The following is a 15,241-nucleotide window of genomic DNA, read 5'->3' on the forward strand; positions in this document are numbered from 1 at the left end:
ACCCTGGAGCGTCCCCACCCGTTCATCCCCGGCGAGTTCATCTCCGCGGGCACCAACGAGGTCTACCTCTACCTCCAGGTGGGCCGGGACAATGATCCGCGCGGCGCGGGCGTGGGGTCGCTCTTCATCCAGGAAATCCAGTACAGCCCCGACACCGGCCGCAACCCCACCGGCATCGTTCCCCTGAGCTCCGACGACTTCATCATCGGGACCTGAACCCCCGGCCCGACGTGGGGTTTCCCCCACAGTCTCAATGGGGTGTGCCCCCCACACCCAGCCTGTAGCACTCTCTCACGAGCTTGCAACCCCTTGAATCTCCTAGCGTTTGAAGCAGCCAGGCAGACGGATCGCCTCTTGCTAGGAGAAGGGTTGTGAAAGGAGTCACAATGACTATCGCTCGCATTGCCCCCGTGCTGGCTCTCGGCGCCTACTTGTTGCTGTCCCCCAGCACCGCGCAGGCCCAGGATCAGAACCCGGACAACCCGGAGTGCCTTGGAGATGAGTGCGGCCGCCCGAAGGAGGAGGGAGGCGGCTGTGGCTGTGGCTGTGGTTGCTCCGTCTGGGTCGCCTACACCGACGACGGCAAGACGCTGTCGTACACGGACGACGCGGACGGCGACGGCAAGGCGGACGACAAGGACAACTGCCCGTTCTCGTCCAACCGCGACCAGACGGATGGTGACGTCGACCTCGCCGGCGACTCCTGCGACAACTGCCCGGCGGTCTCCAACACCACGCAGCTGGACACCGACGGCGACGGCGCCGGTGACTCCTGCGACGCCGACGACGACAACGACAAGCGGGCGGACGGCGAGGACAACTGCCCCTCCGTGCCCAACGAGAGCCAGGCCGACCAGGACAAGGACGGCATCGGCGACGTCTGTGACTCCGACGACGACAACGACGGCCGGGCGGACGGCGAGGACAACTGCCCGCTCGTGTCCAACCCGGACCAGGTGCTGCCCGCGGACGTCACCCTGTGCCGTGTGGACGCGGACGGCGACAACGTCTCCGACAACCTGGACAACTGCCCGGGCCTGACCAACGTGGACCAGAAGGACACGGACGCGGACGGCATCGGCGACAAGTGCGACGTCGATGACGACAACGACTCCGTGCTGGACACCCAGGACAACTGCTCCGACGTCGCCAACCGCGACCAGGCGAATGACGACGGCGACGAGCTGGGCGACGCGTGCGACAGGCACTACTGCGTGGTGCTCAACAAGGACGACAAGGAGGACTGCCTCGATCCGAAGTCGCCCTTCACCGTGGGCACCGGCGGCGTGCTGAACGTGGAGAAGACGGGCATGGCGGTGCGCCCGCCGCTGTTCGCCAACCGCAACGGCGCGGCCATCGAGTACACCTGGACGGTCGTGAAGCGCCCCTCTGGCTCCACCGCGGTGGTGGAGAACCCCAAGGGCGCCGTCACCTACAGCCGCCACTGGGAGTACCAGTACGTGGACGGCAGCGTGCCCAACTTCCAGCCGGACGAGGAAGGTGAGTACGAGCTGCAGGTGTCCACGCGCCTGGCCTTCGCCGACCGCGTGTTCCCCGACCGCCGCGCCTCCGTGTCCAGCCTGTTCCTGAAGGTGGGCAAGACGGATGAGGCTGGCGGGGGCTGCACGTCCCTGCCCGCGGGTGGCAGCGCCGCCGCCCTGGGCGCTGGCGTGCTCGGCCTGCTGCTGCGCCGTCGCCGGAAGGCGTAGGCTGTCGTCTCCCCCCAGTGCCCGGAGGTCCGCATCGCATGCGCCGTCAGCTCGTGGTTCCGTTTCTTGCGACCGGCCTCCTGGCCCTGGGTGTGCTGTCCTGTTCCGACTCGCTCCTGGAGCCTCGCGCCCAGGAGCAGTCGCAGCTGGATGACCGGCTGACGCTCACCGGCCGGGTGTGTACGCGCCCGGCCAACCCCACCGGCTTCCCGGTGAAGGTGGTGCTCGTCGTCGACGAGTCCGGCAGCATGTGCGTGTCGGATCCTCCGGGCTCGCAGGAGGGCAGTGGCTTCTGCGAGCGCGCCGAGGTGCAGGCCATCATCCCGCCCGGCGTCACCGAGCCCGCGCGCGTGCGCGCCCTGAAGAACCTGGTGTCGGGCTTCAAGCGCATCAACGACCGCGGCCAGGGCAACATCAGCATCGCCATCGCCCCGTTCGAAACGAACGTGAAGAACACGTGGCCGCCGGCCGCCACGGGCAACCGCTTCGCGCCCCCCGGCGACATCAACGGCTACATCGAAGGCCTCCAGTCACAGCTGGGCAAGGGCACCGACTATCAGGGCGCGCTCAGCTACGCGTACAGCATCATCGCGAGCGACATCGCGGCGGTGTCGCAGTCCACGCCGGAGTTGCTGCCGCGCACGCGCTACGTCGTCGTGTTCCTCACCGACGGCACGCCCTACCCGCGCTGCTCCTCCAACGACGCCCTGTCCGTCTACGCGGGGCCGGACAGCCCGGACCTCACCTGGCGCGATTCCATCTCCAGCTTCTGCAACGCCACCAGCACCACCGACGCCATCACCGGCTTCGAGGTGGGCACCGACCGCAACCAGAACTACCAGCTCTTCAGCTACGTGCGCCGGCTGATGGAGCTGAAGACGCAGTACAACGTGGGCGACGTGCGCATGCACACGGTGCTGCTCTTCAACGAGGAGGCGGTGCGCGCCTGCGGCCCCATCTGCCAGGACATCTACGGCACCTACCCGGGCGTCCCGGAGGCGCAGTACCCGGCGGCCGCGAAGAAGATCGCCTCGTACCTGCTCAAGCGCTTCGCGGAGATGGGCAACGGCGTGTACCAGGAGTTCAGCAACACGGCGGAGATCTCCGAGCTGGGCCTGGGCGCGCTGGACTACTCGTCCTTCGCGTCGCCCAACGTGATGAAGACGCTGGTGGTGGAGCCGCTCAGCTCCGCGCCGGGGGACGACGGCCGCGTGCTGGACAGCGACGGCGACGGCGTGATTGACGACCTGGACAACAACTTCACGCTGAAGACGAACCCCTTCATCACGGACAGCGACACGGACTGCCTGAGCGACGGCTTCGAGTACCGCCGCCAGGACCAGGGCTTCCGGCCGGGCAACGACCTGGACGCGCGTGGCTGCGACCCCAAGTCCCCGCTGACGCCCGCCTGCGTGTGCCGCGACACGGACGGCGACGGGCTGTCGCAGTTCGCCGAGGACTACCTCAAGACGCGCCAGGGCATCGTGGACAGCGACGGCGACGGCGCGCCGGACGGCCTGGAGTCCAAGTACGGCCTCAACCCGCTGCAGTCGAGCGTGGCGGGCCTGGACACCGACGGTGACGGCGTCCCGGACGACGTGGAGCTGAAGGCCGGCAGCGACCCCACCCGGCGCGACCGCCCCTTCCACGACAAGTACGGCATCCAGTACGAGGTGAAGAAGGTCGAGGACGGCAACGACACGGACGGCGTCTGCTACGACTTCACCGTGTCCAACCTCCAGATGGTGACGCCGCCGGACCGCTCGGGCGTGAAGCAGGGCTACAACCTGTTCAAGGTGTGGTTCGCGGAGGCGCCGGAGAGCGGCGTCGCGACCGACTACGGCGTCTGGCGCACGGCGTGCGCCTGGGCGCAGTACGCGCCGCCCAGCGTGCGCGTGCCGCTGGGGCCGGACCTGGCGATGGAGGACGGGGACTTCAAGCGGCCGGATCAGCTCGCGGACCCGTGGAGGACCCAGAGGGAGTGCGTCGGGGTGTCGCCGACGGAGGGGAGTGCCGCGCCGTGAGTCGCACCGGACGTCTGTGGGGACTGGCCCTGGTGGGGCTCGCCGTGGTGGTGGCCTGCACCGATTCGTACCTTTATGACCCGCGCCGGGACACGGACGTCCCGGCGGACCGGGCGGTGGCGCTGGACGGGCGCTTCTGCACGCTGGGCGCCAATGAAGTGCGCCGGCCCATCAAGATCATCGTGGCCATGGACGCCAGCCAGTCCATGCGCGTGAGCGACCCGGACGGCTCGCGCGCCACCGCGCTGGTGGACCTCATCGACAGCCTTCCCCAGGACGACGAGGTGTCCATCGCGGTGATGCTGTTCGCCGGCAGCACCACGGCGTTCTTCACCCAGAACCCGGGGCCGCCGCCGGAGGACGGCTTCGTGCAGCTGTCGCTGCTGGACGCCACCGCCCGCGCGAAGCTCACCGAGCAGCTGCTCACCTTCCGCAACACCGACACCTCTCCGAACCGGGACTCGACGGACTTCGTCAAGCCGCTGTCGGACATCTACGCGCTCATCAACACGGACATCGCGCGGGCGCGGCTGCAGCCCAACGGGAACGAGGCGCTGGCGCAGGCGCGCTACTCGGTCATCTTCCTGTCGGACGGCAAGCCCACGAACAACCAGGACGACGAGCTCATCCGCGGCGACGCGGTGGTGCGCATCCGCCAGCTGCGCGACCTGGTGGAGGACGTGCGCTTCAACACCGTGCACGTCTTCCAGCCCACGCAGCCGGTGCCGTCGGTGTGTGACCTGGTGGCGGAGGATGGCGGCTTCGGGGACGGCGGCTGCCCGCTGCTCATCATCAACCAGAACGCGGACCGCCTGGAGAAGATGGCGTCGCTGGGCGGCGGCAACTTCCGCGACTTCCGCAACAACGAGCCCATCAACTTCCTCAACTTCCAGTTCGGCCAGGTGCGCCGCGCCTTCGTCGTGAAGGAGGTGGTGGCCTCCAACTTCTCCGCGCCCACCGGCAGCCCGCTGGACGAGGCGGACACCGACGGCGACGGGCTCACCGACGCGCGCGAGGCGGAGCTGCGCACGAACCCCAACCTGCGCGACACCGACACCGACGGCTTCAGCGACGGCGTGGAGGTCTACTTCCGCGACCGGGGCGTGCAGTTCGACCCCAACCAGCGCCCGCTGCCGGACGGCGGCGGCCTGGACAAGGGCTGCCCGCCCGCACTGCGCGGCGTGGACACCGACTGCGACGGCCTCTTGGATTGCGACGAGCAGTTCATCGGCACCAACGCCACGCTGCAGGACAGCGACAGCGACGGCGTGCCGGACGGCATGGAGTGGCGGGGCGGCACCCAGGGCGCGAGCAACGACCTGGACGAGGACCCCGACACCGACGGGCTGACCAACCGCAGCGAGGCGCGCATGCACACGCGGCCGCTGGAGGTGGACACCGCGAGCCTGGCCGCGGACGCGTACCGCTACACGATGGAGGCGGACGGCCCGGTGGATGCGGACGGCCGCCAGTGCTACCGCTTCCGCGTGGACAACGTGCTGCTCGCGCCCACGCTGCCCCTCATCGCGGATGGCGGCGTGGACGGCGGCGTGGACGCCGGCACGGTGCAGCGCGGCGCGGGCTACAACGACATCTACCTCTCCGTGTCCATGCTGCCCGCGGATGACACCACCGCGCGCACGCTGGTGCGCACCTTCCGCGTGGACTCCGTGCGCTACCCGATTGGCGGCATCAAGTCGCCTCCGGATGGCGTCATCCGCGTGAACCCCGAGGACTTCGTGGACGGCTGCCCCGGCGTCCCGACCCTCGCGCCCGCCCCCTGACCTCCTGAAGCTCCCGAGTCCCCCATGCGCCTCCGCACCCGACTGCTCCCGCTCGCGCTCCTCCTCCTGGCCGCCTGTTCCTCGGACGGAGACGACACGCCGGACGCCGGCCCGGTCGTCGTGGAGGACCTGTGCAACAGCCGCGACGAAGCCCTGACGAACGCCGACTGCGAGCTGAAGCCCGGCGTCGCGGTGGACCGCTTCCTGGCCCTCGCCGGTGACGTGAAGGCGGGGGACGAGGACTGGTACAGCATCCGCATCCCCGCCAACGCCACCGCGCGCACGCTGGTGCACATCACGGGCGCGTACCTGTCCGCGAGCACGCCGGTGAACCTGTCCGTCACCGTGCAGGAGAAGGACAAGAACACCGCGCTGGTGGCCAAGTCGGATCAGCACGGCTCCGGCGCGCCGAAGCCCATCGACATCGTGCTGCCGTACGGCAGCCCGGACACGCAGCTCATCGTGGTGGTGCGCGACGCGCCGACGAACCCCGCGCGCCCCGCGTTCGACGCGCGCAACCCCTACCGGCTCATGGTGGAGCTGCTGGAGAACCCGGACACCAACGAGCCCAACGACGTCACGCCCACGCCCATCGCGCTCGCCGCGCAGGGGGCCGTGCAGGTGGGCACCGGGAAGGGCTACCTGGCGACGGACGACGACGTGGACCGCTTCAGCTTCCCGCTGACGACGGGGAAGATCGTCTACGTGAAGCTCACCGCGCCGGACCAGGGCTTCGTGCCCAACTTCCGCCTGTCCTACGAACTGCTCCGGCCCAGCGGCACCAAGGCGTCGGAGGGCAACGTGCTGCCCAAGGTGCACCCGGGCGTGCTGGCCACCGCGCGCAAGTTGAAGGATGCGCCGGAGACGGGGACGTGGACGCTGGTGGTGAAGGGCTACCGCCCGGCCAACGAGCCCGTGCCCGCGGGCGACCTGCGCCAGCCCTACGACGTGGAGGTGCGGGTCCTGGACGAGGCGGATCCGCATGACCAGTCCGGGGACAATGACACCTACGCCAAGGCGTTCGCGGACGACTTCGCGGGCGCTCCGGGCACGTCCAAGTCCTTCACCGGCCGGCTGGGCTACGTGTCGGACCGCGACTGGTACACCGCGCGCGTGCCCGCGTATCCCTCCAAGCCCAGCGTGCTGCGCTACCGGCTGGTGCCGCTGGGCACCGGAGGCCGCTTCGAGCCGCTGCCCCTGCCGCTGGGCCAGCTCGCGGACCGGCAGGTGCTGGTCTTCACCACCGTCAGCACGTCGGTCACCGCTGAGAATCGCGCCTCCTGCTCCAGCAGCCCCGCCGTGTGCCCCCGCGACGCGCGCGAGCACCCCGACGCGCCGTCGCTGGTGCAGACCTACTGCAACAACGTGGAAGCGGTGCTGTGCATCCAGTCCCTCCGGGAGGAGAGCGACCCGGCGCGCTTCCCCAACCTGGGCAACTTCCAGGGCGCGCTGCCGGTGCCGCCGCACAGCGGGGCCCTGACGTACCACTTCGTGGTGCAGGACGACGGCACCAACTGGGCGGATGACCGCGACTACCGGCTGGACGTGAGCTGGGAGGACGACGACACGGAGGAGGTCACCACCTACGGTGGGGCCCTGACGGAGCCGGAGCGCGCCCGGACGCTCAACGGCGTGGGCGCGGGCAACCTGCCCGTGGGCAACGCCAGCTTCGAGTCCAAGGGCCAGCTGTCCTACGGCCACGGCCGGCTGCGCGGCAACGACCGCGCCACGGGCCTGGGCGTGCGCGGCCCCGCAGACTACGACGCGGTGCCGTCCGACACGGACACGTACGCGTACACGCTCCCCAGCCGGACCGCGCCGGAGGACGCCGCGTGGTTGGTGCAGTGGGAGGTGGACAACCTGCCCGACGGCGGCACCCCGCATGGGATGGCGCTGGACCTGACCTTCTGCGACGGCAACCCCACCGACGGCGGCAGCACCTGCACGCCGGTGACCACCACCAGCTCGGGCGGGGCGCTGACGCTGGCGTACAGCTCGTCGGTGATGCGCGCGTGGCACACCAGCGCGAGCACGCCCCTGAGCAGCTACCAGGCGCTGTACCAGCTGGAGAAGACGGCCAGCACCACGCGCGTCACGGTGGCGCCCTACGCGTGCGCCTGCCTGGAGCGGCGCTTCATCAAGGGCGGCACGCTCAAGGTGGCGGTGAGTGCCACCGAGCGCAGCGACTACGGACGGGTGGGCTACACGCTGCGCACCGGCTGGGGAGACTACCCGCGCGGCTACACGGCGCCGGATGGTGGCAGCCCCACCCAGTGCCCCGCGCCCATCCCGCAGGCGGACGGCGGCAGCGGGTACACGGGCGGCTGCCAGTTCACCCAGTAGCGGGCCCCAGGCGGGCGGCGGGGCTCCAAGCGCTCCGCCGCCTTCCGGCACCCCGCGACTGCTACGGCGCGATGCCCTTGCCCTTGAGCGTGAGCTCGCGCGTGTCACCGTTCGCGGCGTTGGACTTGATGGTGAGCTTGCCCTCGAAGTCCTTGGCGGCGTTGGGCTTGAAGGCGACCTCGATGAAGGTGCGCGCGTAGGTCTCCAGCTTCATGGGGCCCGTCTCCGGCCAGCCTTCCGGACGCTTCATGGTGAAGACGCTGGGGCCGGAGAGGGTGATCTCATTGAGCTCCAGCGTCTGGATGCCCCGGTTCTCGATGTAGAGGGTGTTGAAGGTCGTCGCTCCGACGTAGGTGCCGGCGGCGAACTCGGTGTCGAAGAGCAATTCAGTGCGGTCGACGAGCAGCTGGGGCGTCTCAGGCAGCTCCTCCACCCCCTCGTCTCCGCAGCCCGCGAGGGCGATGATGGTGAGGGGCAGCCAAAGGTTGCGCAGGCGCATGGACATCCACTCCTCGGTGAGGTTCGTAAGAATGTTTGGTGTTGTAACACGGAGTGCGCAGGTGTTGATGGCCGCGGTGCTGCTGTTGGTGCTGAGCGGTTGCGGCGGCTCGCGCGACGACTTCATCGGCGCGCGCGTGCAGGACGTGTGCAAGGCGTCCTGGCCCGTGTGCAACCAGTTCGCGGGCTGCATCCTCGGGCCTGAGAGCTACTCCGAAGGCCGCTTCCCGGGCCATGGACAGCTGCTCGTCCAGGTGAAGGAGGCGTCCACCATCAAGGTGAGCTTCTACCTGGAGGAGGTGCGGGCGGCGGGCGAGGAGACCTCCGTCACCGTGCACGAGGAGGGCTGCCGTGCGCGTCAGCGGCAGGCGTCCACGGGCCGCGCCGCGCTGGACCAGATGGAGAAGTTCGGCGAGTTCACCCGCGAGGTGGACGTCACCGGCGTGGGTGACCACCTGGTGGAGTTCGAATCCGACATGCAGGCGCTCTACGTGGTGAAGGTGGACGTGACGCCGCTGCGCATCCAGTAGCGGCGCCGTCGCGTGCCGCTCCTCAGCCCTTGAGCGTGCGCACCAGGTGGTCCGCCACGCGGAAGCTGTTGGCCGCGATGGTGAGGGTGGAGGGCACGCTGCCGCCGGAGGGCATGAAGCTGCCGTCCACCACGTAGAGGTTGGGCACCTCGTGGGCGCGGCAGTGCTTGTCCAGCACGGAGGTGGCCGCGTCGTCGCCGAAGCGGCAGGTGCCGTGCTGGAGGATGGTCGTCTCGCCCTGGGTGCCCACGCGCTCCACCTGGTCGGGGTCCAGGCGCAGCAGCACCTCTTCACCGCGCTCGACAAGGAATCGCGTGGCGGCGTAGTCCGCCGGGTGCCGGTCCAACGTGATGGCGGCCACGGGGATGCCGTACTTGTCCTTCACCCCGGGCTCCACCGTGACGGAGGTGCCGGGCGTGGGGAGGAACTCCGCGTAGACCTCGAACTCGAGGATGCGCGAGTCGCGGTACGCGCGCATCCGGTCCTTCAGCTCCTTGCCGAACACGCCCGTCTTGCCGGAGCCCGCCAGCCCCACCGCCGCGAAGATGGGGTTGGGGTGGGACCACATGAAGCCCAGCGTGCCGCCCTTGCGGAAGCCGTGGCGCGCGTCCGGCATCAGGTAGAAGTCCTGGACGCTGCGGTTGACGAAGGGCGCGGGGTCCGTGAGCCACGGCCGCGCCTCCTTCTGCTTCGACGTGCGGAAGATGGCGCGCGAGCCGCCGAAGGAGCTGAAGAGCAGGTTCTTCCCCACGAGCCCGCTGCCGTTGGCCAGGCCCTTGGGGAAGCGGTTGGAGGTGGAGTTGAGCAGCAGGCGCGCGCTCTCCACCGCGGTGGCGGAGACGATGATGATCTTCGCGGGCTGCTCCTGCGCGACGCCGTCCTTGTCCAGGTACACCACGCTCTTCGCGCGGCCCTGGCGGTCCACTTCCACGGAGCGCGCCATGCTGCCGGGGCGCAGCTCCACGTTGCCGGTGGCGAGCGCGGCGGGGATGAGGCTCGCGTTGGTGCCGCTCTTGGCGCCCGTCTCGCAGCCGTAGCTGCCGCACAGCGCGCAGTAAGCGCACGAGGCCCGGCCCTTGTAGGGCTTGCTGAGGATGCCGCGCGCGGTGGGCGTCGCGTGCCAGCCGAGCGCCGAGCACGCCTTGTCGATTTCGTTGGCGACCGGGTGCACGTCCAGCGGCGGCAGCGGGTAGGGGCCGCTTCTAGGCTCCGCGAAGGGGTGGGGGACGGCCTGTCCGGACACGCCCATCTCCGCCTCGGCCTTGTCGTAGAAGGGCGCCAGCTCCTCGTAGGAGATGGGCCAGTCCGCGACGGTGGTGCCGGGGACGGCGCCCAGCGTGGAGCGCAGGCGGAAGTCCACCGGCTTGAGGCGGTAGAAGAAGCCGCTCATGTGCACGGTGCCGCCGCCCACGCAGTTGGCGGTCCATGCGACGTTGCTGCGCTCGTAGCGGGCCTTGGCGCCGTGGCGCACCAGGTGCGGCTCCTCCCACGGCAGCGGCATGAAGAAGTTGCGGCGGCTGTTGAGGATCTCGTCGTGGACGAAGTCCTTGGCCTGGTAGTGCCGGCCCTTCTCCAGCACCACGACCTTGAAGCCCGCGCGGCCCAGCTCCAGCGCGAGCGGCGCGCCGCCCGCGCCACTGCCGATGATGCAGACGTCCACCTGTGCGTGGCTCACTTGTGGGCCCCGCACTCACGCAGGCACTTCGGGCCGTCGTAGCCCTCCGGGGGCGCCATGGCGATGGTGCCCACGGTGTCGAAGCCCATGAGCCGCCAGCCCACGCGGCCCTTGTTGCCGCCATAGGATGGGTCGCCCAGGAAGCCCTCCAGGCTGAGCGTCATCAACAGCTCGAAGAAGTGCGCCTCGCCGCTGCCGGTGGGGCTGTCCTTGAAGATGGCGAGCAGCTCGTCCTGCTGGGCGGGCGCGGCCTGGGCGAAGCTCTTCTTGAACATGCTCTGCGCGCGGCGCTCCAGGGCGGAGAGGCCCTGGAGGAAGTCGCGGTGCATGGCCTCCAGGCCCTGCGTCTCCAGGATGCGGTCGATGTAGAGGGCCACGTCCGCGTCCTGGGCGCCGGGGTCCTCGTCGCGCGGGAGCAGGCGTTCGGTGGCCGCGGCGACGACGGCGTACTCGAAGGCGGAGAAGGTGCGCAGGGGCTGGCCGCTGGCGGTGGCTCCGGTGGGCTCCGCGGGCTTCGCCGCTTCCGGCTCCTTGGAGCGCTTGCAGGCGGCGGCGCCCAACAGCACCACGCCACCGCCGAAGAAGGTGAGCCGCTGGATGAAGGTGCGCCGGGACAACCGTGGGGGGAGCGAACGCGCGCGAGCCATGTCCCAAGCCTAACCCAAGCCGTGCGGCTGGCGTAGAATGGCGCGCTCAACCAGGCCGACTCGACCAAGGAGAAGAACCTCATGAAACGGCACGCGTGGCTACTCGGTGCGGCGCTCGCGCTGGGATGTGGCGGCGGCAAGCCGGCCAATCCCGACGCGGGGACGAACCCCCAGACGGATGCGGGCCCGACGGAGACGCCGTTCGCCCGGCTTGTGGTGGACACGGGACCGAGCGAGCTGCACGCCATCTCCTCCATCGCGATGGCGGTGGGCCCCGAGGACCGCATCGGCATCGCGTACTTCGTGAAGGTGAACGACAAGGACTTCGAGCTGCGCTACCGCGAAGTGAAGGACGGTCAGGTGCAGCAGACCGCGGAGAAGGTCGCCACCGTGCAGCGGGTGTACGGCGTGTCGCTGGCGTTCTCCTCCACCGGGCAGCCCGCGCTGAGCTACCTGGGCGGTGGCAGCGACCAGTCCATCTTCTGGTTCCAGAGCGACCTGGCGGTGTCGTACCGGAGCGCGAACGGGACGTGGGCGGAGAACATCCCGGCGCGGCGCGGCGACGAGGCGCTCGCGGGCAACCCGGTGAGCGACACCGGCTACCTCGTGGGCATCAACCCCGCGCTCGCCTTCAGCGGCAGCCAGGCGCTGGTCGTCTACCGCGACTGCCACAACGGCCAGAGCCCCCAGCAGGACTGGGCGGGCAGTGACGTGGAGCTGGTCCAGGGGGGCCCCACGACGTGGCAGCGCCGCGTGGTGGCCGCGGGCGGCAATGGCGGCGAGGGGGAGAAGCCCGCGTATGGCGGGCGCCTCCAGATGGTGATGGCGGACGGGCAGCCGGCGCTGGTGTTCGACCAGGCCTTCGGGGCGGCGGATGCTCCGGGACAGAACGTGTTCTTCCAGCGCCGGAACACGGACGGCACCACCTGGACGCCGCCCGTGAAGGTGCAGTCGGTAGGCAACACGATGCTGGGCGCGTCGCTGGCGCATGACGCCACGGTGGGCTTCGGCATCGCGGCGGTGGACCGCAACACCGACAAGCTCACCTTCACGAGCTGCGCCGGCACGTCGGGCACGAAGTGCGCGGCGGCCCAGGACTGGACGCTGCCGGACCCCGTCTACCAGTCGGGCTCCGGAGGCTGGTACCCGTCGCTGGCGTTCGACCCGGCGACGCACGACCCGTCCATCGCCTTCCAGATCTGCTCGCTGGAGTCCGGGCGCAACGAGGGAAGCTGCTCGCCGTCGGACGACGCGCTTGTCATCGCCACGCGCGTGGAAGGCCAGTGGCGCGAGACGACGGTGGACTTCGACGGAGGCTGGTCGCCGAAGCTGGCGTTCCTGTCCACCGGCCAGCGCGTGGTGCTCTACCGTTCGGGCGCCACCAAGGCCCTGACGCTGGCGGTGGAGCGGTGAGCCACGCGGGACGCGCCCTGGCGGCGCTGGGACTCGCGGCGGTGGTGTGCGGCGCGGGCGTCATGGGCTGCCGGGGGGACAACGAGCTGTCCGGCAGCGTGTCGGAGCTGTTCCCCATCACCGACGTGTCGCGGGTGGAGGTGCGCCGCAACCCCGAGGCCCTCCAGGTGAGCTACTTCCGCAACAACGGCCTGGACGTGGACCTCATCGCGCGGCTCACCGTGGACACCGAAGGCGTGGACCTGAAGCCGGGCACGAAGGTGCAGCTGGGTGGCACCACGCCCTCCGGCCGCGACCGCGCGTCGGTGGTGCACGTGGCCGCCGGTGAGCCCGCGCGCGCCTTCACGGTGGTGGAGCGCGGCGACCTGGTGCTGGACGAGGGCGGCAACCCGGATCAGCCCACGCGCGGTGACTTCTCCCTGTCGTTCAGGAAGGGCGACGGGTACGGCGCGGGCCGCAGCCTGGAGGGGACGTTCTCCGCCACCGCGCTCGACGCGGGCTTCGGTCCGGACCTGGGCGACGTCGTGCGCCCCGACGCCGGGCCCTGAAGCCATGCCATGACGAACGAAGGGGCTTCCGGGCGGAGACGCGCACCGGAAGCCCCTCGTCGTCAGGCGGCAGGGCTCAGGGCGCGCAGGTGTTGAGCGCCAGGCCCTGATTGAGCTGACCCTGGTGCGTGGCGAACTGTGCGAGCGCCGGAGCGCCGCCGTCCAGGAAGAGCTGGCGCGCGGTGTCCACCGCGTCCCGGGCATGCACCGTCATCGTGGTCCCGGCGGCGTCCGTCACCTTCACGGCACCGTCCGCCTGGCCCTGGGCGCGGATGAGCAGGGCGCCCGCTTCGTCGCGCGCGACCATGCCGTCTTCCAGCGGCTCGAAGTAGCGCACCAGCGGGGCCTGGCCCTCGCGCTGCAACTCCAGCCGCATGACGCCGGACTCCACATCGCGCGTCATCTTCAGCGTGTCGGTGGGGCTCAGCTTCACGATGCGCGTGTTGGAGTCCTCGCCCTGCACGCTGCTCACCGGGTTGCTGCCGGTCCAGAACTCGATGCTGTTGACGACGATCGCGTCCACCAGCGCGCCGATTTCGTAGACGGGGACGACGACGAAGACGAGGAACACGAGCCACTGGACGAACTTGTTCCCGGAGATGCCCTTGTTGAACTGCCAGATCTTCTGCGTGAGCTTGAACGAGCCGAAGCAGCCCGTCGCATGCATCATCAGGACACCCGCGCACAGCACGCCGAGCCAGCGGGACGGACGCATCTTCAATGGAACCTCCGGGGGTAGGGGAGCGCGAAAGCGGCGCCACCATGCCACGGAAGCTCAGTCCGCCTCGCTCTGGACGAGCCCGTACTTGTGCAGCAACGAATAGAGGTGCTTGCGGTCCAGCTCCGCTTCGCGCGCGGCGCGGGCGATGTTGCCCCGGGCGCGGCCCAAGAGGCGCGTGAGGTACTCGCGCTCGAAGGCGCGCACCAGCTCGTCCTTGCAGACCTTGAACGGGCCGGTGAACTCCACCGGCAGGAAGTCCCCCGCGGGCGTGGGCACGTCGCGGGTGAACTCGCGCAGGAGGTTGTCCGACGTGAGGCCCGGGATGTCCACCATGTGCCGGGCACGCTCCAGGGCGTTGCGCAATTCGCGCACGTTGCCCGGCCAGGTGTGCCCCATGAACTGCTCTTGAATCTTCTCCGGCAGCCGGGGCCACAGGCCCTCGCCCGCGAAGGCCTCCACGAGCAGCGGGATGTCCTCCTTGCGGTCGCGCAGGGGCGGCAGGCTGACGGTGAAGACGGACAGGCGGAAGTAGAGGTCCTCGCGGAAGCGACCCGCCTGCGTCTCCGACCACAGGTCCTTCTTGCTGGCCACGACGATGCGCGCGTCGAAGGAGATGGCGGAGGAGGAGCCCAGGCGGCGGAACTCGCGGTCCTCGATGGCGCGCAGCAGCTTGGGCTGCAGGTCCAGGGCGAGGTCGTCGATTTCGTCCAGGAAGAGCGTGCCGCCGTGCGCGCGCTCCAGGCAGCCGATGCGCTGGGACACCGCGCCGGTGAAGGCGCCCTTCTCGTGGCCGAACAGCTCGCTCTCGATGAGCGAGTCCGACACGCTGGCGCAGTCGAACACCACGAGCGGTCCCGCCGTGCGGGGGCTCAACTTGTGGATGGCCTTGGCGCCCGCGCCCTTGCCGGAGCCCGTCTCCCCGACGAGCAGCACGGTGGAGTCCGTGGGGGCGATGCGCTGCAGGAGCGCGAAGATCTGCCGCATGGGCACGCTGCGGCCCACGAGGTCGCCCAGCCGGTCCTCGGCGGTGGGCTCCACCTGCACGGGCGCCATCTGCGGGCTGAAGCGCAGGCGCACGTCGCCCACCTCCAGCAGGGCGCCGGGGCGCAGGTAGGCCTCGCGCACCTGGGCACCGTCCAGGAAGGTGCCGTTGGTGGAGCCCAGGTCCTGCACGAGGAAGCGGTCCCCCTGGCGGCGCACCACCAGGTGGTTGCGGCTGACGGTGGGGTGGTCGATGACGACGTCGTTGTCGTTCGACTTGCCGACGCGCAGGTCCTCGGTGGCGAGCGGGTAGACGGTCCCCGCCCGCTCGGTGTCCAGCAGCACCAGGTGGAAGCGCTGGGCGGACA

Annotated in this window: 12 protein-coding genes and 1 pseudogene; 8 read left to right on the forward strand and 5 right to left on the reverse strand. The window is 70.1% G+C overall.

The features are described from left to right. The 5 genes and pseudogenes from D7V93_RS20375 to D7V93_RS20395 all read left to right on the forward strand — a co-directional run. Nucleotides 1-216: pseudogene (locus D7V93_RS20375) on the forward strand (calcium-binding protein); the annotation flags it as partial. A gap of 170 nt (nucleotides 217-386) precedes the next feature. Continuing rightward, entirely contained in the window at nucleotides 387-1,709 is a 1,323-nt protein-coding gene (gene mtsC / locus D7V93_RS20380) for a cell-cell cohesion MYXO-CTERM protein MtsC (RefSeq protein ID WP_120645005.1), read from the forward strand. A gap of 38 nt (nucleotides 1,710-1,747) precedes the next feature. Beyond that, a complete protein-coding gene (gene mtsD, locus D7V93_RS20385) occupies nucleotides 1,748-3,733 on the forward strand; it encodes a cell-cell cohesion protein MtsD (RefSeq protein ID WP_120645006.1) in 1,986 nt (661 codons plus the stop codon). Next, nucleotides 3,730-5,517, forward strand: coding sequence for a vWA domain-containing protein (locus tag D7V93_RS20390; RefSeq protein ID WP_120645015.1), 1,788 nt, complete (start codon nucleotides 3,730-3,732; stop codon nucleotides 5,515-5,517). Before mtsD ends, D7V93_RS20390 begins: the two co-directional genes overlap by 4 nt. Before the next feature lie 24 nt (nucleotides 5,518-5,541). Beyond that, nucleotides 5,542-7,860: a hypothetical protein gene (locus D7V93_RS20395; protein ID WP_120645007.1), complete on the forward strand. Its 2,319-nt coding sequence runs from the start codon at nucleotides 5,542-5,544 to the stop codon at nucleotides 7,858-7,860. 61 nt (nucleotides 7,861-7,921) lie between these two features. Here D7V93_RS20395 and D7V93_RS20400 read toward each other — a convergent pair whose 3' ends face one another. Continuing rightward, a complete protein-coding gene (locus D7V93_RS20400) occupies nucleotides 7,922-8,359 on the reverse strand; it encodes an Ig-like domain-containing protein (protein ID WP_208723081.1) in 438 nt (145 codons plus the stop codon). Nucleotides 8,360-8,426: 67 nt separating this feature from the next. Between D7V93_RS20400 and D7V93_RS20405 the strand changes: the two genes are divergently transcribed. Beyond that, the gene (locus D7V93_RS20405; RefSeq protein ID WP_244237401.1) at nucleotides 8,427-8,888 is read left to right on the forward strand and encodes a hypothetical protein; all 462 of its coding nucleotides are present in this window, start codon (nucleotides 8,427-8,429) and stop codon (nucleotides 8,886-8,888) included. Between the two features lie 22 nt (nucleotides 8,889-8,910). On the opposite strand, the gene D7V93_RS20410 is transcribed toward D7V93_RS20405, so the two are convergent. Together D7V93_RS20410 and D7V93_RS20415 are read right to left on the reverse strand one after the other, a co-directional pair. Continuing rightward, complete coding sequence (locus D7V93_RS20410) at nucleotides 8,911-10,563, reverse strand: GMC family oxidoreductase (RefSeq protein ID WP_120645009.1); 1,653 nt, start codon at nucleotides 10,561-10,563, stop codon at nucleotides 8,911-8,913. After that, nucleotides 10,560-11,210 carry a gluconate 2-dehydrogenase subunit 3 family protein gene (locus D7V93_RS20415; protein ID WP_120645010.1) on the reverse strand — a complete coding sequence of 217 codons (651 nt, stop codon included), beginning with the start codon at nucleotides 11,208-11,210 and terminating at the stop codon, nucleotides 10,560-10,562. Before D7V93_RS20415 ends, D7V93_RS20410 begins: the two co-directional genes overlap by 4 nt. A gap of 81 nt (nucleotides 11,211-11,291) precedes the next feature. Between D7V93_RS20415 and D7V93_RS20420 the strand changes: the two genes are divergently transcribed. Then, complete coding sequence (locus D7V93_RS20420; RefSeq protein ID WP_120645011.1) at nucleotides 11,292-12,623, forward strand: hypothetical protein; 1,332 nt, start codon at nucleotides 11,292-11,294, stop codon at nucleotides 12,621-12,623. Continuing rightward, nucleotides 12,620-13,171 (forward strand): hypothetical protein, encoded by a 552-nt coding sequence (locus D7V93_RS20425; protein WP_120645012.1) that lies wholly within the window; start codon nucleotides 12,620-12,622, stop codon nucleotides 13,169-13,171. Before D7V93_RS20420 ends, D7V93_RS20425 begins: the two co-directional genes overlap by 4 nt. A 76-nt stretch (nucleotides 13,172-13,247) precedes the next feature. Here the strand turns inward: D7V93_RS20425 and D7V93_RS20430 are convergent, their stop codons facing one another. Further along, complete coding sequence (locus D7V93_RS20430; protein ID WP_120645013.1) at nucleotides 13,248-13,886, reverse strand: DUF3332 domain-containing protein; 639 nt, start codon at nucleotides 13,884-13,886, stop codon at nucleotides 13,248-13,250. A gap of 60 nt (nucleotides 13,887-13,946) precedes the next feature. Further along, on the reverse strand, nucleotides 13,947-15,241 hold a 1,295-nt coding region (locus D7V93_RS20435), incomplete at its 5' end, for a sigma 54-interacting transcriptional regulator (RefSeq protein WP_120645014.1).

It is taken from the genome of Corallococcus llansteffanensis (genome assembly GCF_003612055.1).
GTDB lineage: Bacteria > Myxococcota > Myxococcia > Myxococcales > Myxococcaceae > Corallococcus > Corallococcus llansteffanensis.